This is a genomic window from Pseudanabaena sp. CCNP1317 (genome assembly GCF_034931345.1).
GTDB lineage: Bacteria > Cyanobacteriota > Cyanobacteriia > Pseudanabaenales > Pseudanabaenaceae > Pseudanabaena > Pseudanabaena galeata.
Genome location: NZ_JAYGIF010000059.1, coordinates 73,169 through 92,019 on the forward strand (window position 1 = coordinate 73,169; position 18,851 = coordinate 92,019).

General features: G+C 41.9%; 18 protein-coding genes. 8 read left to right on the forward strand and 10 right to left on the reverse strand.

The window, feature by feature from the left end:
• Positions 1-5: 5 nt before the first annotated feature.
• Entirely contained in the window at positions 6-1,172 is a 1,167-nt protein-coding gene (gene pseC / locus VB775_RS12875) for a UDP-4-amino-4,6-dideoxy-N-acetyl-beta-L-altrosamine transaminase (RefSeq protein ID WP_281005830.1), read from the reverse strand.
• Positions 1,169-2,179 carry a UDP-N-acetylglucosamine 4,6-dehydratase (inverting) gene (pseB, locus tag VB775_RS12880; RefSeq protein ID WP_281005829.1) on the reverse strand — a complete coding sequence of 337 codons (1,011 nt, stop codon included), beginning with the start codon at positions 2,177-2,179 and terminating at the stop codon, positions 1,169-1,171. Before pseB ends, pseC begins: the two co-directional genes overlap by 4 nt.
• A gap of 136 nt (positions 2,180-2,315) precedes the next feature.
• Between pseB and VB775_RS12885 the strand changes: the two genes are divergently transcribed.
• Together VB775_RS12885 and VB775_RS12890 are read left to right on the forward strand one after the other, a co-directional pair.
• Positions 2,316-3,176 carry a helix-turn-helix domain-containing protein gene (locus VB775_RS12885; RefSeq protein ID WP_281005828.1) on the forward strand — a complete coding sequence of 287 codons (861 nt, stop codon included), beginning with the start codon at positions 2,316-2,318 and terminating at the stop codon, positions 3,174-3,176.
• 62 nt (positions 3,177-3,238) lie between these two features.
• A complete protein-coding gene (locus VB775_RS12890; protein WP_281005827.1) occupies positions 3,239-4,078 on the forward strand; it encodes a SirB1 family protein in 840 nt (279 codons plus the stop codon).
• Positions 4,079-4,095: 17 nt separating this feature from the next.
• Here the strand turns inward: VB775_RS12890 and VB775_RS12895 are convergent, their stop codons facing one another.
• The 3 genes from VB775_RS12895 to VB775_RS12905 all read right to left on the reverse strand — a co-directional run bounded on the left by VB775_RS12895 (position 4,096) and on the right by VB775_RS12905 (position 6,570).
• Positions 4,096-5,007 (reverse strand): alpha/beta hydrolase, encoded by a 912-nt coding sequence (locus tag VB775_RS12895; RefSeq protein WP_281005826.1) that lies wholly within the window; start codon positions 5,005-5,007, stop codon positions 4,096-4,098.
• 108 nt (positions 5,008-5,115) lie between these two features.
• Entirely contained in the window at positions 5,116-5,739 is a 624-nt protein-coding gene (locus VB775_RS12900; RefSeq protein ID WP_281005825.1) for a response regulator, read from the reverse strand.
• A gap of 255 nt (positions 5,740-5,994) precedes the next feature.
• Entirely contained in the window at positions 5,995-6,570 is a 576-nt protein-coding gene (locus VB775_RS12905; RefSeq protein WP_281005824.1) for a peroxiredoxin, read from the reverse strand.
• Positions 6,571-6,654: 84 nt separating this feature from the next.
• Here VB775_RS12905 and VB775_RS12910 point away from each other — a divergent pair, with 84 nt between their 5' ends.
• Together VB775_RS12910 and VB775_RS12915 are read left to right on the forward strand one after the other, a co-directional pair.
• Entirely contained in the window at positions 6,655-7,080 is a 426-nt protein-coding gene (locus tag VB775_RS12910; RefSeq protein ID WP_281005823.1) for a cupin domain-containing protein, read from the forward strand.
• A 95-nt stretch (positions 7,081-7,175) separates the two neighbouring features.
• Positions 7,176-8,288 (forward strand): DegT/DnrJ/EryC1/StrS family aminotransferase, encoded by a 1,113-nt coding sequence (locus VB775_RS12915; protein ID WP_281005822.1) that lies wholly within the window; start codon positions 7,176-7,178, stop codon positions 8,286-8,288.
• A gap of 34 nt (positions 8,289-8,322) precedes the next feature.
• Here VB775_RS12915 and VB775_RS12920 read toward each other — a convergent pair whose 3' ends face one another.
• Entirely contained in the window at positions 8,323-8,913 is a 591-nt protein-coding gene (locus VB775_RS12920; RefSeq protein ID WP_281005821.1) for a Uma2 family endonuclease, read from the reverse strand.
• Between the two features lie 368 nt (positions 8,914-9,281).
• Here VB775_RS12920 and VB775_RS12925 point away from each other — a divergent pair, with 368 nt between their 5' ends.
• Positions 9,282-11,243, forward strand: a complete 1,962-nt coding sequence (locus VB775_RS12925) for a cation transporting ATPase C-terminal domain-containing protein (protein WP_281005820.1) — start codon at positions 9,282-9,284, stop codon at positions 11,241-11,243.
• Positions 11,244-11,794: 551 nt separating this feature from the next.
• On the opposite strand, the gene VB775_RS12930 is transcribed toward VB775_RS12925, so the two are convergent.
• From VB775_RS12930 to VB775_RS12945, 4 genes are all read right to left on the reverse strand, one after another.
• Positions 11,795-12,520, reverse strand: a complete 726-nt coding sequence (locus VB775_RS12930; RefSeq protein ID WP_281005819.1) for a response regulator — start codon at positions 12,518-12,520, stop codon at positions 11,795-11,797.
• Between the two features lie 19 nt (positions 12,521-12,539).
• On the reverse strand, positions 12,540-13,550 hold the full coding sequence (locus tag VB775_RS12935) for a diguanylate cyclase (RefSeq protein ID WP_281005818.1): 1,011 nt from the start codon (positions 13,548-13,550) through the stop codon (positions 12,540-12,542).
• Positions 13,537-13,914 (reverse strand): response regulator, encoded by a 378-nt coding sequence (locus tag VB775_RS12940; protein WP_281005817.1) that lies wholly within the window; start codon positions 13,912-13,914, stop codon positions 13,537-13,539. The genes VB775_RS12935 and VB775_RS12940 overlap by 14 nt, the downstream gene beginning before the upstream one ends.
• Before the next feature lie 88 nt (positions 13,915-14,002).
• Positions 14,003-15,166, reverse strand: a complete 1,164-nt coding sequence (locus tag VB775_RS12945) for a GuaB3 family IMP dehydrogenase-related protein (RefSeq protein WP_281005816.1) — start codon at positions 15,164-15,166, stop codon at positions 14,003-14,005.
• A gap of 273 nt (positions 15,167-15,439) precedes the next feature.
• Here VB775_RS12945 and VB775_RS12950 point away from each other — a divergent pair, with 273 nt between their 5' ends.
• The 3 genes from VB775_RS12950 (at position 15,440) to VB775_RS12960 (ending at position 18,743) form a co-directional block, all read left to right on the forward strand.
• Positions 15,440-16,387, forward strand: a complete 948-nt coding sequence (locus tag VB775_RS12950; RefSeq protein ID WP_281005815.1) for a branched-chain amino acid ABC transporter permease — start codon at positions 15,440-15,442, stop codon at positions 16,385-16,387.
• Positions 16,388-16,577: 190 nt separating this feature from the next.
• On the forward strand, positions 16,578-17,240 hold the full coding sequence (locus VB775_RS12955; RefSeq protein WP_281005814.1) for a L,D-transpeptidase family protein: 663 nt from the start codon (positions 16,578-16,580) through the stop codon (positions 17,238-17,240).
• Between the two features lie 486 nt (positions 17,241-17,726).
• Entirely contained in the window at positions 17,727-18,743 is a 1,017-nt protein-coding gene (locus tag VB775_RS12960; RefSeq protein ID WP_281005813.1) for a tetratricopeptide repeat protein, read from the forward strand.
• Positions 18,744-18,851 lie beyond the last annotated feature (108 nt).

Consider the following 18,851-nt stretch of genomic DNA (forward strand, 5'->3'; position numbering starts at 1 on the left):
CTCCATTAAGTCAAACTCTTTCGTAAATTGTCAACCACACGATTTTGATTTTCTTTGTTCAGTCCATAATACAAAGGAATACTAATAGCGCTGGCATAGTATGTCTCTGATTTAGGAAAATCCCCCCACCTAAATCCAATACTTTGATAATAAGGCTGAGTATGGACTGGAATATAGTGCAAATTTACACCAATACCAACTTGACGCAACTCTTCAAATACCTGTCTATGAGTTTTATGAATTTTGTCAAGATGCAAGCGAATTACATATAAGTGCCAACTAGATTCGGTGTCAGGATGTTGATAGGGCAAAGTAATCGGTAAATCTTTTAATAGATGATTATAGCGTTGTGCTAAAAACTGCCTTCTAGCAATAAATTCATCCAAACGTTTCATCTGACTTAAGCCCAAAGCAGCTTGGATATCAGTCATGCGGTAATTAAAACCTAGCTCTAGTTGCTGGTAATACCATGCGCCATGAGATTCCCCTTGCATTAAATCAGGATTGCGAGTGATGCCATGCGATCTCAGTCTGATTAATTTTTCATACAAATCATCACGATTAGTTAACACCATTCCCCCCTCACCTGTAGTAATTATTTTCACAGGATGAAAACTAAATACGGCTAAATCAGAAAATTCACAACAGCCGATCGCTTTGCCTTGATATTTCCCCCCAATCGCATGGGAAGCATCTTCTAGTACCTGAAATCCATATTGTTGAGATAAAGCCGAGATTTTCTGCATCTCGCAGGATTGTCCCGCAAAATGTACAGGTACTAAAACTTTAGGCAACCGTCCTTGCTGTTCAGCCCCATTTAACTTGTGCGTCAATTCGTCAATACTCAAGTTATAGGTATGGGGATCAATATCCACAAAATCGACTTTAGCACCGCAATATAACCCACAATTTGCTGAAGCTACAAAGGTATTTGGTGAAGTCCAGAGATGATCTTGCTTGCCTAATCCAATGGCTAAGCAAGCAATATGCAAGGCTGCTGTAGCACTAGAAACAGCGATCGCATACTTAACTCCACAATAATCAGCAACGGTCTGTTCAAAACGTTCAACAGCTTTGCCTTGAGTTAACCAATCAGAATGCAATATCTCTACTACTGCATCAATATCTTGTTGGTTGATATCTTGCCTACCGTAAGGGATATAAGAGGTCATACTGCAAAGCTCTGATCGACATGGACTTTAATCAATTCCCTCAATTCATCAACATTCAAAAATTGCTTATTCTGACCAGAATTATAGCTAAAGCCAGCCTCAACCATTTTTGCGCCACTCTCACAATAGCGATCAATCAGATCGCCATTCACTGGCAAGATCGCGAAATATTCACCGCAATCAACGGTTGTAAAAGAATCTGAAGTCGTAATCATTTCTTCATGCACTTTTTCTCCCGCTCTAATGCCCACAATGCGCTGCTCACAATCAGGGGCGATCGCCGTGGCAACATCGGTAATTCGATAGGACGGAATTCGTGGCACAAAAATCTCGCCACCCCAAGCATTCTCAATCGCCCAGATCACCATGTTTACACCTTCTTCTAGGGTGATATTAAAGCGCGTCATTTGTGGATCAGTAATTGGTAAAACTCCTTCATGACGCTTTTGCAAGAAAAAGGGAATCACCGATCCTCTTGAACCCATCACATTGCCGTAACGCACCACACTAAAACGTAGATCCCGTGAACCCTTGATATTGTTAGCTGCAACGAACAACTTGTCAGCACATAACTTTGTCGCCCCATACAAATTAATCGGAGCCGCCGCCTTATCGGTAGACAAAGCCACAACTCTCTTTACCCCGCAGTCTAGAGCAGCTTCAATGACATTCTCAGAACCCAAGATATTGGTACGAATAAACTCGATTGGATTGTACTCAGCAGCAGGGACTTGTTTGAGGGCCGCTGCATGAACCACAATATCAATTCCTTCACAGGCGCGAGTTAAGCGTCGTACATCGCGAATATCACCGATGAAATAACGCAATCCTAAATGTTTTGTTTCAGAAAACTGTTGAGACATTTCAAACTGTTTTAATTCATCTCGCGAATAAATGACTAGACGCTGAATATTAGGGAATTTTTGGAGAAGCAGTTCTACAAACTTTTTACCAAAAGAACCAGTACCACCCGTAACTAGGATTGAGCTTTTTTCATTAATTGGCATAGGAATTATTACTCGTGAAAACCATACTTCAGCAAATAGTTTTGCAAATAGTTTACTTATTAAAACTCTAACCCATACGCTCAAGCGTTAAGATATTGATTGGTTCGTAGATGCGGTTTCGGGGTATCCCAAATCAATGGCTGTTAAACTTGCGCTGGATGATAAACAAGAAATACTTCGCCTCTATCGTGAGTCCGATGCGACCACGACCCAGTTGGCGAAGCAGTTTGGCATTAGTACGAGTACGGTCTTGCGACTGCTACAAGAGCTAATACCTGCTGACGAGTATCGACAATTGGTAGGTCAAAAAAAGGCTGAAGGAAAAAGAGGATCGCGGATCAATTATGATATTGGCGGTTTTCAGGTAAATCAGCTTGCTTTGATTCCTGACGATTTGCCACTAACTCCTGAAGCTAGTAACCCTGATTGTGAAACAAATTTTGACCAAGGTGATGAAACGGCGATCGCGATGGATGACAATCTAGATGAAACTCTGAATATTGAAGAAAGCGACCTCGATGACGAAGATCTAGAGGACGATGAAGACGAAGATGAAGATGACTTGGTTGATGAAGATAATCTTGATCTAGATGAGGATGAGCTAGATCAAGACTTCACCGATGAAGATGATGCTGATTCTGGCTTACCAATGTTTGCTGACCTCAGTGGTGGTCATAGTATCGGCGATCGCCTTGAAATCTTGCCCCTAGACAGAGCTGATTTACCTTTAATTTGCTATATCGTTGTCGATCGCATTGCCGAAATTATTACTCGCCCCCTTAAGGACTTTAAAGATCTCGGTGCAATTCCACCTGAGGAGTCACTGTCAAAAACAATTCCAATTTTTGATAATCATCGGGTAGCAAGACGGTTTTCCCATCACAATCAGCGTGTGATTAAGTTTCCTAGCGATTTGATTCATATCACCCGTCCTAAACTTGTTCAAAAGGGCATTACGCGCATCCTATTTAGTGGTCAGGTGTATACGTTAAGTTAAGTAAAAAGGCAAAAGGCAAAAGGCAAAAGTAAAAATAAAGTAAAAAAGAAAAGGCGAATCTAGTGTTGACTCTTTCCCCAGCGCGGCAAAAGTTTTGGCAAATTGCCCATACACCTGATCAAGACATGTCGATTGACCATTTGCTCGAAGGAGCATTGGCGATCGCATGGGAAGAATATCCTCGTATGGATCTCGGTTATTATCGAGAAATTTTTGATCGCATGGTTGATGATTTGCAACCACGAATTGCCAAAATGCATTACCCGCTCAAGGTGGTGCAGGAAATTAATCAATATTTATTTGCCGAACAAGGTTTTCGTGGCAATGACGGCGATTATTACGATCCCCGCAATAGTTTCATCACGGATGTTTTAGAGCGTCGTTTAGGTATTCCCCTGTCGCTATCACTGGTTTATATGGTGATTTGCGATCGCCTTGGATTTCCGATGGATGGAATTAGTTTCCCAGCCCATTTTATTATTCGTCCTCGGCATCCTGATCTGGAGATTTTCATTGATCCCTACAATAAGGGCGAAATTTTATTTCCTGAAGACTGTGCTGCCAAGTTGACACAGCTATATGGCTATGAGATCCCGCTTCAGCCCGAATATCTCGAACCTGTTAGTATTCGCCGCATTTTAGATCGGTTACTCACTAATCTCAAACTGATCTATCTCCGCCGCCGTGAGCCAGACAAAGCCTTAGCCGCTATCGAGCGATCGCTGATGCTCAATCCTGATGTGCCAACCCAATGGCGCGATCGTGGTTTAATTTGCTATCAGTTAGATCGCTTTACCGAAGCAAGGATTGATCTGGAAAACTATTTGCAAAGTGTCCCCTATGCAGAGGATGGTCGGGTGATTTTACAATTAATCGAAGAAATCAAACCTAAGACTTTGTGATGTGAACAAAGCTCGCCTCATACAGTTTTGAGCATTAAAGTTTTGAGCATTATGGCAAGTTTTTCTTTGGCTTGCCAACTAGCGTAAGCGCTATAAACACAGCGATCGCCCACACTGACAAATACATGCATAACCTGCAAAGCATTTGTCCAAATCCAGATTTTTGTCCCTTCTAAACCAGTTTGAATTAACTTCGCCTTGGCAAAATTTTGATTATCAGTCTCGGTGAGATCAAGCGATCGCAGTTTAGAGATTAACTGTGATGTAGGGTCAGTTGGGAGCGGTGCAATTATAGGATTTCCCCAAAACTGACGCACAGCATCAGCAACTCTCGGATGATTTTTAAGAGGGGCATGGCGAATATTTTCTAAACGCACAAAGCTAGCATGGGCAAACTGGGAACAACCCACAGGCACTGTGCCATCGGTATGATGACCAATATCACCAACAACAGAAAGCGTGGGAATTTTTGAGGCGATCACTTCGGCAATGGGGCGGCGATTTGTGCCAAGGTCACGCGCCATCAAGGGAAACCAACGGAATGGATCAAATAATCTGCCGAGATCGGAGCCGCCGACGGGTGACGCGACTAAACAGAGGCTATGGATCTTCGGCAACCATTCAGGATGGCGATTTAAAACCTCTAGCCAGATTAGCCCACCCATCGAATGGGCAACAATTCGCCACGGTAATTGAGGATGTGTGGCGATCGCTTCTAGGGCGACTTTTTCAACTTTATTAATTAATGGGGCGATCTCTAGCCAAGTATTGATCCAGCCTAGATCTGGGGTATAGGTAACGGTGTTTGAGTTTGCAAGCGATCGGGCTAATTGAGCAATATCATGGTACGTATCCGCCCAGCCATGCTGTGCAAACAAAATAAAGTCTTGAGCTTCCTGTGAGTTTTGCGGCGGTAAATTGTTAGGCATAGGTAGATCAACATAGTCAATTACAAAACCCAAAACCGTAAAGTTGCACCCCGCAGGGGCGCAACTTTACGGTTTTGGGTAATTTTTGCACAAGCACTTATGATAATTCTATCGCCTAATTCTTACTCCCCGATACATAACTACTTCCCCAGCATTCGACTTTTGGTTAGCTTTAGAATTATTTTTAGTTTCAGATTTTGAACTTGGTTTGAGAGCATCAACTTCTGACTTAACTGCTAACTCACTCGCTCTAGGTTGTGTAGCTCCAGTTTTAGCTCCTATGCTTTTAGCAATTTTTTCTAAGGGCTGGGAAATCAAGGAACAGCCAATCAAAGCTGTTACTCTGGCAACTTCAGCCATTAAATTTTCAGGCGATAGTCGTGGTAACACATCAGAGGCTCCTCGTCTCAAAGCCCAACTATGTTCGATATCTTTGATTTTTTCTTGTCTAGGATTAAATAACACAACTTTGGTCGGAGCTTGTTGCTTAGATATCCATTGACAAACCGATGATGATTGCAATGTCTCGGAAGTAGGGCTTTTGATTGCCATGTCCATAATCAATAGATCTGGTAACTGTTGGCGATCGCATTTTTCTAAATACTGCACTAAATCTAAGGAAATATTTTCCCAAATTACTTCTAATTGCTGAGTTGCCAAAGCTGTCTGCCACAATTCCCCTTGTGCTTGATCGGTGTGCATCATTAAAACAGCTTTTTTTTGTTCAGCCATTGCTTATTCGGTTCCCCCATGGAGATGAGTTGTGCAATTTAAGTTTTGATTAAGAAAAACTTAACCGATTTTACAAGGATATTTTGTACTGTAGTTAACCAAAGTCAAATAATAGAGATAGCGCTCTGCGCTATCTCTATAGCAATGCAAGAGATAGTTCGGACAAAAATCAAAACCCAAAAGAAGAGTGGCGGCGCGAAGCGCCGCCACTCTTCTTTTGGGTTTGATGTCCTAAGCAAAACTTACATTGCTATATTATTTGACTTTGATGGTCGCCATACCTTGCTGCCAATCCACAGGACAAACTTCATCATCATGGATCTGAGTATGCTGAATCGCTTTAAGAGTACGCAGGGTTTCGTCAATACTACGTCCAAAGGCAAGATTATTAATGGTGGCATGTTGCACAATACCTGCTTTATCAATGATAAATAAACCGCGTAAAGCTATACCTGCAATAGGATCAAGCACATTAAAAGAGGTGGCGATCGCCTTGGTCAAATCCGAAACAAGCGGACACTTAATGTCACCACCCAGTCCACCATCCGCAAGCGGTGTTTGAATCCAAGCTAGATGCGCGTATTGACTATCTACAGAAATGCCAATTACTTCAGTGTTTAGTTTGGCAAACTCTTCATAGCGATCGCTAAAGGCGATTACTTCTGTAGGACAAACAAAAGTAAAGTCTAGGGGATAAAAGAAGAGAACAACATATTTGTTTTTTTGATTTTTTTGGTAACTAGAAAGCTTAATTTTTGTAAATTCCTGATCAACTACAGCATCAGCCTCAAAATCTGGAGCAGGACAACCCACGCGCAAGAATTCTGACATAACTTATCTAACCTAATAAAATTCAATCGCGATTCTTGGGCTTAATGTTATCCTAATAACCAACCAGCTTTCTAAATTGCAGTTATGTCACCAGTAAAAGAAGCTCCTTCGGCGATCGCCAGCATTGCGTTAAATGGGGAATCAATCCATGGACACCATGGCCCAACTGTAGAACGTCCTTGGGGTTCTTTTACCACACTCGAAGAAGGACGAGGTTACAAAATCAAGCGCATCGAAGTGAAATCAGGGCATCGTCTGAGTTTGCAAATGCACCACCATCGCAGCGAACATTGGATTGTAGTTTCAGGTACGGCAAAAGTGACCTGTGGCGACCAAGAAACGATGATTAGCACCAATCAATCGACCTATGTACCTAAATGTACAGCACACCGCCTAGAAAATCCGGGGGTCATCCCTTTGATCCTGATCGAGGTACAGAATGGCGAGTACTTGGGTGAAGATGACATTATTCGCTTCCAAGATGACTACGCACGTCACGAAAAGAAATAATTACAACAAGGGGCTTAAGCCCCTTGTCTTTTTTTTGATAACAAGCAATGGCGATCGCGTTTAAAATAGTTGAGGCAATCTAGAATCGTTTCAACGTGAATAAAATTCCTCCCTTTGATGTATCGCAGCAGTATCAACAAATTGGCGATCGCCTCAACAAAGCTGCCTTAGAAGTACTAGCATCAGGGCAATACATTGGCGGACAGACTGTAAGTCAGTTTGAGAATGAGTTTGCCAATTATATTGGCTCTGATTATGGTATTGCTTGCAACTCAGGTACTGATGCTCTGTATTTAGCAATGCGAGCCTTGGATATTGGGGAGGGCGATGAAGTAATTACTTCACCATTTACTTTTTTTGCGAGTGCGGAAACGATCAGCATGACTGGGGCAAAACCAGTATTTGTGGATATAGAAGCACATAGTTTCAATATCAATATGGATCTCATCGAAGCCGCCATCACTGATCGCACCAGAGCAATCATGCCTGTACATTTGTTTGGACGATCGGTTGATATGACGAGTTTGATGGCGATCGCCCAAAAGCATAATCTTTATGTGATCGAAGACTGCGCTCAAGCAACAGGTGCAACTTTCAACGGCCAGAAAGTAGGAAATATTGGGGATATCGGTTGTTTTAGTTTTTATCCAACCAAAAATCTCGGTGGCTGTGGTGATGGTGGCATGATGACAACCAAAAGTGCTGAAGTTGCTGAGAAATTAAAAATTTTGCGTGAACATGGTAGTCCTAAGCGCTATTACCACGAATATATCGGCATGAACTCTCGTCTGGATTCATTACAGGCGGCTCTCTTGCAAGTGAAATTACCCTATCTCGACAAGTGGAACGATCAACGTCGCGAAATTAGCGATCGCTATACAGATTTGCTCAAGGAGGCAAATATTCCTCATCTTGTAACTCCTCACCATTGCACAGGCAGTGTCTGGAATCAATATACAGTTTGTATTGGATCAGGCAAGCGAGATTATGTACAGACACAACTGCGAGAGCAAAATATCATTACGATGATTTACTACCCTTTGCCCTTACATTTGCAATCGGTCTACAAGCATCTTGGCTATAAAAAAGGTGATTTCCCTGTTACCGAAGATATCTGCGATCGCGTACTATCTTTACCAATGTTTCCTGAACTAAGCGCAGAGCAACAGGAGCGAGTCGTCAGTACGTTAAAAGACATTCTCAAATAATCTCAATAAAAAAGCGGTGTATTGCACCGCTTTTTTATGCTCCAAACGCTAAAACTTGCTCGACAGTTAGAGCAAAGCCCTCAACTACTGTTGATGAAATTTGCATTTCACCTGTATAAATCTTGTCCTCATATTGCCCTTCCACCCATAGGCATATGGTAATTTGGCGCATTTCAGGATCGATAATCCAATATTCGTTAATGCCTCTAGCTGCATACTCTGTACGCTTATAGCGATAGTCGCGATCGCGATTCTCCTGCCCAGGGGAAACAACTTCGACCACCAAAACAGGTGCTGGCATTTCTTGGGTGATCGTATTACTGCGTTGACCAGTTATCGCCACATAACCATCTTCACTGAGTACAACTAAATCAGGGAGTCTGACCTTTGCCCTTCTACCACTAACTACAAGCTCTATGTCTTTATGGCAAATTAGTGAAATTGGAAAATATTTTGCCAATTCAAACATTAGCAATTTCGCAATCTGGCAATTTAGAGGCGATTCGGTGGGCATTTTGACTAATTCTCCGTTGACTAGCTCATAGCGTGTATCTGTCCCATCGTTATAGTTGAGATACCCTTCTATGGTCATTAAGGTAGAGGGGCTAGCTGTAGCTAAAGTCATAATTTAAGTCCTCTATTACGCATGACAGAATTGTAGCAAAGTCTAATGGTGGAAAGATGTTTATCGCATTTGCCATCTACAGAGCTTTTCGCTGATTTAAAAAACTAGAAATAATTTTGAAAGCGGCACGAATCCGTGCCGCTTTCAAAATTATTTCTGTACTACTTAAAACCTCAATAAACTGTAAGTATTGTGTAATTCTAGTATTACTAAAGATGGTGGAATTTTAAGTTTAGGATGGGTGGCGCTTCACGCTACACATCCTAAACTCCATAAGCGATATATCGTGATTGCTAGCAAATTTTAAAAACTCAAATCTCCACTCTATAATAGCCACATCTAGATTAAGGAAGCCCCAAAATCAAACTATGACAAAATTTGACTTTCTATCGGATATTCAAAAACCTTGGCACTACATGGACGTAGAGCAAGTATTGGCAGCTTTGGAATCTTCGATGGGAGGTTTATCATATGTAAATGCGCGGCAAAGATTGCGGTATTTGGGAGCCAATAAACTACCGCGATCGCGTCCCATCGGCAAGGTTCTCTTACAACCTTTAATCAATCCTTTAACTTATCTTTTATTAGGATCGGCAATTTATTTGCAATGGAATAGAGCTGAAGGATGGGCGCTAATTTCCGTAGGGATATTGCATAGCGTAACAGGGCTTATTATTTCCATATGGTCTATTAAAACCAAAGAGAAGGTCAGTCGCGATCGCCCCCAACGCCGTCAAAATGCTCCATCCAATTCAGTGATTGTATTGCGCGATTGTGAAGAGATGGAACTGCCATCGCGGGATTTGGTATTAGGTGATATTTTAGTGCTGCGAGAAGGCGATCGCCCGAATGTGGATTTGCGTGTACTAGAGACATCAGAAGATTTACTGGTAAATCAGACAAATTTAGGCGGTGAAGCAATTTGTGCTAAGCGAGCTGAGCTTACCTTTGAGGAAAAAACTCCACCCCTTGAATGCAGCAATATGATCTATGCGGGAACAGAAATTTCCACAGGAACCGTGAAAGGTATTGTGATTGCAACAAGTCGTTTCACCCAAGAACAAGCAGCTTTAATCAAAGAGAAGCCATTTTCAGTTATCCATTCTGAATTACGTCAACTACGCCAAGTCTGGATTGGGATGTTGCTGTTAGTTACAACTACGGCGGTCGGCTTTGCATGGCAACGCGGAATTACGATCAATGCGATGACTGCTGCCGCTTTAATTGTTAGCACCTATCCTCAAAATTTATTACGCATTGCTACACAAGTCCAATTATTGGGGATGTGCGATCTTGCCAAACAGAGAATATGGGTGCGGTTTCCTTCTGTCTTAGATGCGATCGCGAGAGTAACTAAAATTGTGCCAATAGTTGAGTCGGATGTGGTGTTGAGCTTTGACAATTTAAGTCGGGCTGGCATTGAGTGGAGAGGACTGATCAGAGCTTCTGAAGATGATGCAGCCGCATTTAGTGAAGTGATTGGTATTGAAACCCATAGTTATTTTGATGCACCTCAAGAGCGGATTCGCCAATGGCAAAGAGAAGCCTCCAAATCTAGCCAAAAGCCTTTAAAGGCAGTTGCCGTAATTGGCAATGATATTGAAGATATTCCTCTGCTCAGAGCCGCTGATGTCGGAATCTGCGATCGCACCTGTCGCAAAGAATTACAAGATAGTTCAGCACTAATTTTGCCGAAGGAAGACTTCCATTATTTACCGATCGCGATTCTTGAAGGAAGAGCTACCTTTGATCGGCTGCAACGCATAGCCTTACTTACGGCTACAAGTTCCTTTACGTTGGCAGTCCTAACTTTGATGGATACCGCCGCAGGATTCTCCATACCGCCATTGCAATTAATCTGGGTCGGGGCGATCGCGACACCACTTGTGGCTTTTCCTCTCGCTCTTGAGCCTACCCATGAGAGTCTGCTATCTCAACCAGCACATCGTTTTCAAACCATGTTGCGTCCTAGTAATTACCTCCGCATTTTGCTCACTGTCACCGCCACGATTACCGCCATTTCCCTAGTCTTTTGGCTAAAGTATCAAGGTCAACCTTCGCTATTTTCCCAAGCGCGATCTATGGCTTTTGTCAGCCTTGGTTTCAGTCAGGTTTTTCATGCCTGTGCGATCGCTCGTCAAAGTGTATTTAGCAACTTGCCACTGATTCTTGGCATATCCTTTATTACTATTTGTCAAATAGCCTTTGTGCAAGTTCCTTGGTTTGGCGATCTGATGTCAACTGTTCCTTTAAATGGCATTGAATGGATGATCTCAATTCTCAGTGCTACTGCTGTATTTTGGGTACAAGAGCTAATTAAAACGAGTTAACACATAGCAAGCACAAAGCAAGTTTTTCTTACAGCGCTTTGCGCTTAAACCCAAAAGATGAGTGGCGGCGCGAAGCGCCGCCACTCATCTTTTGGGTTTTGATTTGTCCTAGCTAATGCCAATTTACGAAAGTGTGACAACACTTTTGTGTATTAAAGACCAAACCCAGTAATGGTTTTAAAATCACGTGAATTCGATATAGCCATTTGCGGCGTGCAAAGCACGCCACAAATGGCGAAAAATGGTGAGAATCGCTTAGGGATTCTTACCATTTTTCGCTTTCGTTGAACTGATGTTAAAATCACAAAATGGCTACGCTATTTTGTGATTTGGTTTAATAACTGATGTTACGTGGAACTCAGATGATGAATCTCTTGTTTCTAGCACGACAGGGCAACCACGGGGGGATTGCCCCTACTCCAATAATTTAGATTTTTGTAGGGGCTGTGCCACAGGGCAAGCTCTAGACTTAGATGATCGTAGGAATTCTATCCGCGTAACATCAATAATAAATTGTTTTAATCTGGGGAGTGAGGGTGTAACATCAATTATTAAAGTTTGCTAGGAAGATTTGAATCAACTACCTTAATTCTTCCTGATTGAATTGCGTCAAATACAGAGTGAATTTGATAGACTTCTTGATCGGTTAACCCCGCATTCTCAAATAAAGAATTAAAAATCGCCTTGCTAAAATATAAATAACCTTTACGACTAATCATCCCTGTCTGCATAATGCGATGGACAACATCATCAAGACTAATTGAATTAGTGGATGTGCCACGGGTTGTATCTTCAGGTAATTTGAACTCGGATATTTGTTTACTAGAATCTGAAAAACTTGGACTAGATAATCCAGAAACTTGACTATTGGGAACTTTTGGCGCATTTAACTGTTGCCCCTCATTAGGCAGACAACGATTAACGGCTGCTTTCAACATCTCAGGATCAAATGGCTTGGTAAGATAGTCATCAGCACCAATTTCCATACATTTCATGACGCTATCCATTTCTTCGAGAGCCGAAATCATGATTACAGGAATACCGCGCAATCGTGAGTCCTGTTTCAAGAATTTGAGAACTGCATATCCATCTAATTCAGGCATCATGATGTCCAGTAAAATCAAATCATAGAGATTAGCCTGAATCATTGACAAAGCTTCTCGCCCATTTGTAGCCATTGATAAATTGAAATCTCTTCTATGCAAGCGTCGGGCAAGCATATCGCGATTTATTTCGTTATCATCGACGATCAATACTTGAAAATTTTGACTTCCCATTTTTGCCACCCGTTGTTGATTATCCGTTTGTTGACCATACTTTAACGCGATTTCTACCCTCGTGCTTTGCCTGATACAGTGCTAAATCAGCTTCTTTAATTAGTTGTTGAGATGAGGAGATCTGGGTGTGAGGGCTGATAGTTGTAAGTCCTAAACTAGCCGTTACATAGGAATTGATTTGAGAAGAGATATGGTTTATATGAAGACTTTCAATAGCAAAACGAATTTGGTTTGCACAAAACTCCGCTCCTTGCACATCAGTATCAGGCAAAATTACCGCAAACTCTTCACCTCCATACCTTGCTAATGTATCTCTTGGTCGCTTGATCGCCACTGAAGCAGCGATCGCCACCTGACATAGACAGTCATCTCCCGCTAGATGCCCATAGGTATCATTATATTTCTTAAAATAGTCTATATCAAATAATATGAGTGAGAGACATTTCTTTTCTCTATAGGCTGCATTCCATTCTCTTTCTAGCACTGTATCAAAGTAGCGACGATTGGCTATACCCGTTAATCCATCTCGATGGGACAATGCTTCCAACTCATTTTTAACAACTTCTAGTTCGTGATAAGCAATTGCTAGCTCTTTATACGCAGCTTCTAGTTTCTGGTTATTTAAGATTTCGCGATCGTGTAATATTTTCTTCTCCAGACAAGCGCTTACTCTGGCTTTGAGTAGAACTCGATCATAGGGCTTGATTAAATAATCTTCGGCTCCCTTTTGAATACAAGCTAACATCATTTCTTTTTCATCTAATGCCGAAATAATGATGACGGGAATTACACGCCATTGATAATTTTCTTTAAGATGATTCAGCATTTCTAACCCATTCATGACTGGCATCATCATATCCAGCAGGATCAAATCAATTGGCTGTGAAGCAACTATTTCTAGCCCGACTTGTCCACTTTCCGCCAAAGTTATATTTGTATATCCTAAATTCTTTAAATGACGACAAAGAATTTCGCGATTCATTTGATCATCGTCAACAATTAATACATTAGATTCATTAGGTTCTGGCATATATTTTCAACAGATTTTCAATTTTCCCCAATAATCTTGCAAATTCAATCGGCTTAGTATCGTAATCATCGCAACCTGCTTCGAGCCCTCTTTCGCGATCGCCTACCATTGCATGGGCTGAACAACCAATAATCGGAATATTTTGAGTTGTAGCTATTTGCTTCAAGCGTTTTGTTGCTTCCCATCCATCTAGAATTGGTAAACTCATATCCATTACGATCAAGTCAGGCAGCTCTGTTGCTGCTATCTTTACCCCCTCAACACCATCGATAGCCACTATAACTTCAAAACCTCGACGCACTAGTCTTCGCGACAACATATCGCGATTCATTTCATTATCCTCTACCAGTAAGATTTTTGGCATATAGGTTTTTTGATAGTACCTAAATTATAGTAATTTGCTAAATAATAAAAGGCTCGCAAAGCGAGCCTTTTATTATTTTTTTTATTTTTTATTTACCCATACCAAGCTGTTGTGCTTTTTGGTAAACCTTGCCTTCAGTTAATAGCGAAGGTGCGATAACGACTTCAACCTGTTGCATTTCTCGAATCGTTGCGGCTCCCAGAGTTCCCATGCTGGTTTTGAGAGCGCCCAAAAGGTTATGAGTCCCATCATCTAGTCCCGCAGGTCCGCGCAAAATTTGCTCTAGGGAGCCTGTTGTACCGACGCGGATTCTGGTTCCACGAGGTAGGACGGGGCTAGGTGTTGCCATTCCCCAGTGAAAGCCACGACCAGGAGCTTCTTTGGCTCTTGCAAAGGGTGAGCCGATCATTACGGCATCAGCACCACAGGCGATCGATTTACAGATGTCACCGCCTGTAATCAAGCCACCATCGGCAATGATTGGCACATATTTGCCAGTTTCTTTAAAAAATTCTTCACGGGCGGCGGCGCAGTCAGCAACGGCTGTGGCTTGAGGAATACCCACACCAAGTACACCTCTGGATGTACAGGCGGCTCCAGGACCAATACCGACAAGTACACCTGCGGCTCCTGCTCTTAAAAGTTCGAGGGTGACATCGTAAGTAACGCAATTACCCATGAGGACAGGAATCGGCATCTCTTGGCAGAATTTTGCAAGGTCGAGGGAGACTAGTCCTTCGGCGGCGATGTGAGTGGTGGAAACTACTGTGGACTGCAAAAAGAAGAGGTCACAACCAGCTTCGGCAGCGATCGCCCCATATTTAAAGGCATTTACAGGAATGCTGCTAGCGCAAGCAATACCACCTTTTTCTTTGATTTCACGGATGCGTTTTTGGATAAGTTCTGGCTTTACAGGTTCGGCGTAAAGCTCTTGCATTAGTGAGACAAATTCAGTCACACCCACAGAGGCAATTTTTTCTAAGATTGGTGTGGGATCGTCATAGCGGGTTTGGATACCATCAAGGTTGATGACACCCAATGCACCTAAATCTGAAAGTTTCACAGCCATATCTACATCGACAACCCCATCCATTGCACTAGCAATGATCGGAATTTCACGACGAATTCCCCCAACTTCCCAAAATGTATCGGCAACGTTGGGATCGAGGGTTTTCCCTCCTGGTACTAATGCAATTTCGTCGATGCCATAGGCTCTGCGTGCAGTTTTACCGCGCCCAATTTGAATGTCCACTGTTTGTACTCTCTAGAATTTGATAGTGAAAAAGATGTGCGTAAAAATCTTGTATTGAAGATCTACGTTAAGGGTTAATGTTTTAAGCGACGATCACACGATCATTGCTGTTTGAGTTGTGATTATGTTTACAGACAATCTTAATAATCTCTTAAGATACTGTTACTTATTGACTAATGATAGCTAATTAGTGTGATAGGAAGTTATTTTTTCAGAGTTGAGCCAAGCTCTGATCTTCAAAAACAATCAAAAAAAGTAATCAAAGTCTAAATAATGGCTGAATTTTTTAATACCTATGGCTTCTTGATTGTCTCGGCAGTTTTTGGGGCAATTCTAGGAATATCCGTATATTTGCCCTTAATGGCGGGACAGCTATCCTTGGCAACCCCAGGATTTTATGCCTTAGGTGGATATATTGCCGCGATCGCCTCTACCAAGATTTTAACGACAACGACGGGATCTGTACCAGTCTGGTGGGTATTGCTGGAAATGTTAGCGGGGGGGGTGATATCAGGTTTATTGGCAGTAGTTTTAGGGATTCCTGTATTGAGGTTACGGGGAATTTATTTGGCGATCGCGACCATTGCCTTTGTAGAGATTCTGCGAGTGGTTGCGCTTAATCTCGATATTACAGGCGGTGCAGTTGGTATTTTTGGCATTCCACAGCCGTTTCAGTCACCTTTGGAATATCTGTGGATTGCTTTGCCTTTGCTAGGCTTGAGTATGGCTTTTATGTATCGTCTAGAAAAGATTCGGGTGGGACGAGCGTTGATTGCCATTCGTGAAGATGAGTTAGCTGCCGATTCGATGGGAATTAATCCCACTTATTACAAGGTGTTAGCCTTTGTCTTAGCGGCGATTTTGGCGGGTATGGTGGGAGCAGTAAGCGCTCATTTTTTGAATACATGGAATGCTCGTCAGGGAACCTTTGATGCCAGTATTATCTTCTTGGCTTTTGTCTTAATCGGTGGTTCGCGTACATTTTGGGGCCCAGTCGTAGGGGGGATTTTGCTAACGGCTTTGCCTGAGGTACTGCGGGGGCTTTCCAGTGTTAATGGTGTGCCTCTATGGTTGGGACAATTTCTTAAGGATGGACGCTTAATTATCTTTGGTATTTTGATTGTGGTTGGAACAATTTTTTATCCTAAAGGGATCATTACTCCAGAGTTTTTAAAATGGTGTAGCCAGACTACGCAAAAAGCATTTGCCAAAACTAAATAGTTAAAGAAATGGCTTCGCAATTTTTTTAACTTAAGAACCCATTTAAGAATTACTTTCTGCGGTTAAAAGCTCTAAAAGATCCCCCTCAATCCCCCTTAAAAAGGCGGAAGAATTTAATTCTCCCCCCTTTTTAAGGGGGCTGGGGGGATCTAGATAATTCTTAAATGGTTTCTAAGATTCTGGAGTCAATATGTCACAACAAAAAACAGATGATCGCCGATCGCTAAAATTACTAAAAATTTCGATTTATCTGACTTTGATTGCGAGTTCATTAGGAATTTATGCGATCGCTAATCCTAATCTTGCTAACCATTTGCCATGCTTTACCGACTGTGCCGCGAGAGCCGCCAATGAGTTACTTAACCAAGATAAGGCGATCGCGGATTTAATTAATCTCAAAAAGCTCGATAAAAAGGCGATCGCGATCGTTGTAGAAAAGTCTAAATATAAGCTAACGGTTTATTATCAAAACAAGCCAATCAAGTCCTATGCGATCGTTTTGGGTGGCAATCCTAAGGATGACAAATTACGTCAAGGCGATAAGCGCACACCAGAGGGGCTATTTCGTGTAAAGGAGCTTTATTACCATTCGGAATGGTCAAAGTTTATATTGTTGGACTATCCCACTCAAGATTCTTGGCGCAAATTTTCGCAGGCGAAGATTAGAGGCGAAGTAACCGCTAAGGATAGCATTGGTGGCGAGATCGGCATTCATGGAGTGGAGAAGGGACAAGATTGGTTAATCGATCGCAAAATCAATTGGACTTTGGGTTGTGTCTCTTTAAAAAATAAGGATGTTGAAGAAATTTATTCGTTATTACAGCGAGGTACAACTATCAAGATTCTGCACTAGCATTAATCCTATGTAAGTAGCTAGACATTTAATGAATAAAGGTTTGAGCGCGATCGCCTTGACAACTCTTTCATTGCAGGGTTTGATCATTTCACAAGAATTAAGTAGCTAGGCATAAGAAAACTTAAAAAGCTTAGGTTGAGATCCCCGACTTTTTTTGTGAATTTGCAAATAGCCTTTGCTAGCTTAGAAAAAGTCGGGGATCTGTACATTTACAGGTTTCTTTTGACGATCTACTTATATCACTTAGTAGATAGTTTCGATTTTGGGTTGGTTGTGTTTTTTGTAACGAATACCTATTTCTGGGAATATCGCTTTATGCTGGCTGGTGTAATACCAATTCACGAAAGTGAAACAACACTTTTGTGAATTAAAAACCAAACTCCATAAGGGTTTTAAATACACAAAATAGCTACGCCATTTTGTGTGTTGGAGAAGTACTGCGGGCTTGGATATAGCTTGGATATAAATGTGAGGATGTAAGCAATGAATAATAAGTTTGTTGGTCTTGCAATGTTGACTTTTTTGGCTTGTGGGCAAGTGCAGATAGTAATGAGTGAAAGCGTCCAAGCACGAACAATTGAACAACGCGCAGCAGAAGCAGATTGGCGCTATAACTTAGGAATTAGGGCGATACGGGATAGCCAATATCAAAAGGCAGTACAGTTTGCTCTGATGGCTCTTGATATTTGTCTCGAAATAAAAGACCGTGAATGTGAGGCTCGTGCTCACAATGGACTAGGACTGGCATACTTTTATTTAGGGCAGTATAACAAAGCGAACGATTCCTATCTGCAAAGATTGGCGATCGCAAGGGAAATTAAAGACCTTCATGGTGAGGGCATTGCGTTGGGAAATCTGGGTAGCACTTACCTTTTTCTCGGTAAATATGACAAGGCAATCGAGTTTCAATTGCAAAGCTTAGCAATCAATCGGAAAACTAAAGACCGTCTCGGTGAGGGAAAGTCTCTGGGAAATCTGGGAGCCACTTATGATTCCCTCGGTAAACATGACAAAGCGATTGAGTTCCATCTACAAGCTCTAGAAATCTTTCGGGAAAGAAAAGACCGTCTCAGTGAAGGACAGTCACTGGGGAATCTGGGAAACGCTTACGATTCCCTCGGCAAATATGACCAAGCGATCAAGTTCCATCTGCAATATTTAGCGATCGCACGGGAAATCAAAGACCGTCTTGGAGAGGGTCAGTCACTGGGGAATCTGGGAGCCACTTACGATTCCCTCGGCAAATATGACCAAGCGATCGATTACCATCTGCAATATTTAGCGATCGCACGGGAAATCAAAGATCGTCAAGGGGAGGGGATCTCGCTCAATAATCTAGGAGAATCTTTTAATAACCTTAATCAACCCGAACTCGCAATTCTCTTTTACAAGCAATCAATCAACGTCCGTGAGGCAATTCGCAAAGACATCAAAAGACTCGATAAAGATATTCAAAAATCTTATTTAGACACTATTGAAAAGGGTGCGACCTTGACATAATACGAAGATTGTAGAACAATGAAAGAATAACGAAGGAGATCAAGAAAGAAAATGTCGGCAAAGTTAATAAGTGTAGAAGGCACAAAAGTAAAAATCGAACTTACAATT

Bases quoted from the DNA above. Each gene is read 5' to 3' on its own strand.
- pseC (WP_281005830.1), bottom strand. From the start codon at position 1,172: ATGACCTCTTATATCCCTTACGGTAGGCAAGATATCAACCAACAAGAT.
- pseB (WP_281005829.1), bottom strand. From the start codon at position 2,179: ATGCCAATTAATGAAAAAAGCTCAATCCTAGTTACGGGTGGTACTGGT.
- VB775_RS12885 (WP_281005828.1), top strand. From the start codon at position 2,316: ATGGCTGTTAAACTTGCGCTGGATGATAAACAAGAAATACTTCGCCTC.
- VB775_RS12895 (WP_281005826.1), bottom strand. From the start codon at position 5,007: ATGCCTAACAATTTACCGCCGCAAAACTCACAGGAAGCTCAAGACTTT.
- VB775_RS12900 (WP_281005825.1), bottom strand. From the start codon at position 5,739: ATGGCTGAACAAAAAAAAGCTGTTTTAATGATGCACACCGATCAAGCA.
- VB775_RS12905 (WP_281005824.1), bottom strand. From the start codon at position 6,570: ATGTCAGAATTCTTGCGCGTGGGTTGTCCTGCTCCAGATTTTGAGGCT.
- VB775_RS12910 (WP_281005823.1), top strand. From the start codon at position 6,655: ATGTCACCAGTAAAAGAAGCTCCTTCGGCGATCGCCAGCATTGCGTTA.
- VB775_RS12920 (WP_281005821.1), bottom strand. From the start codon at position 8,913: ATGACTTTAGCTACAGCTAGCCCCTCTACCTTAATGACCATAGAAGGG.
- VB775_RS12925 (WP_281005820.1), top strand. From the start codon at position 9,282: ATGACAAAATTTGACTTTCTATCGGATATTCAAAAACCTTGGCACTAC.
- VB775_RS12930 (WP_281005819.1), bottom strand. From the start codon at position 12,520: ATGGGAAGTCAAAATTTTCAAGTATTGATCGTCGATGATAACGAAATA.
- VB775_RS12935 (WP_281005818.1), bottom strand. From the start codon at position 13,550: ATGCCAGAACCTAATGAATCTAATGTATTAATTGTTGACGATGATCAA.
- VB775_RS12940 (WP_281005817.1), bottom strand. From the start codon at position 13,914: ATGCCAAAAATCTTACTGGTAGAGGATAATGAAATGAATCGCGATATG.
- VB775_RS12950 (WP_281005815.1), top strand. From the start codon at position 15,440: ATGGCTGAATTTTTTAATACCTATGGCTTCTTGATTGTCTCGGCAGTT.
- VB775_RS12955 (WP_281005814.1), top strand. From the start codon at position 16,578: ATGTCACAACAAAAAACAGATGATCGCCGATCGCTAAAATTACTAAAA.
- VB775_RS12960 (WP_281005813.1), top strand. From the start codon at position 17,727: ATGAATAATAAGTTTGTTGGTCTTGCAATGTTGACTTTTTTGGCTTGT.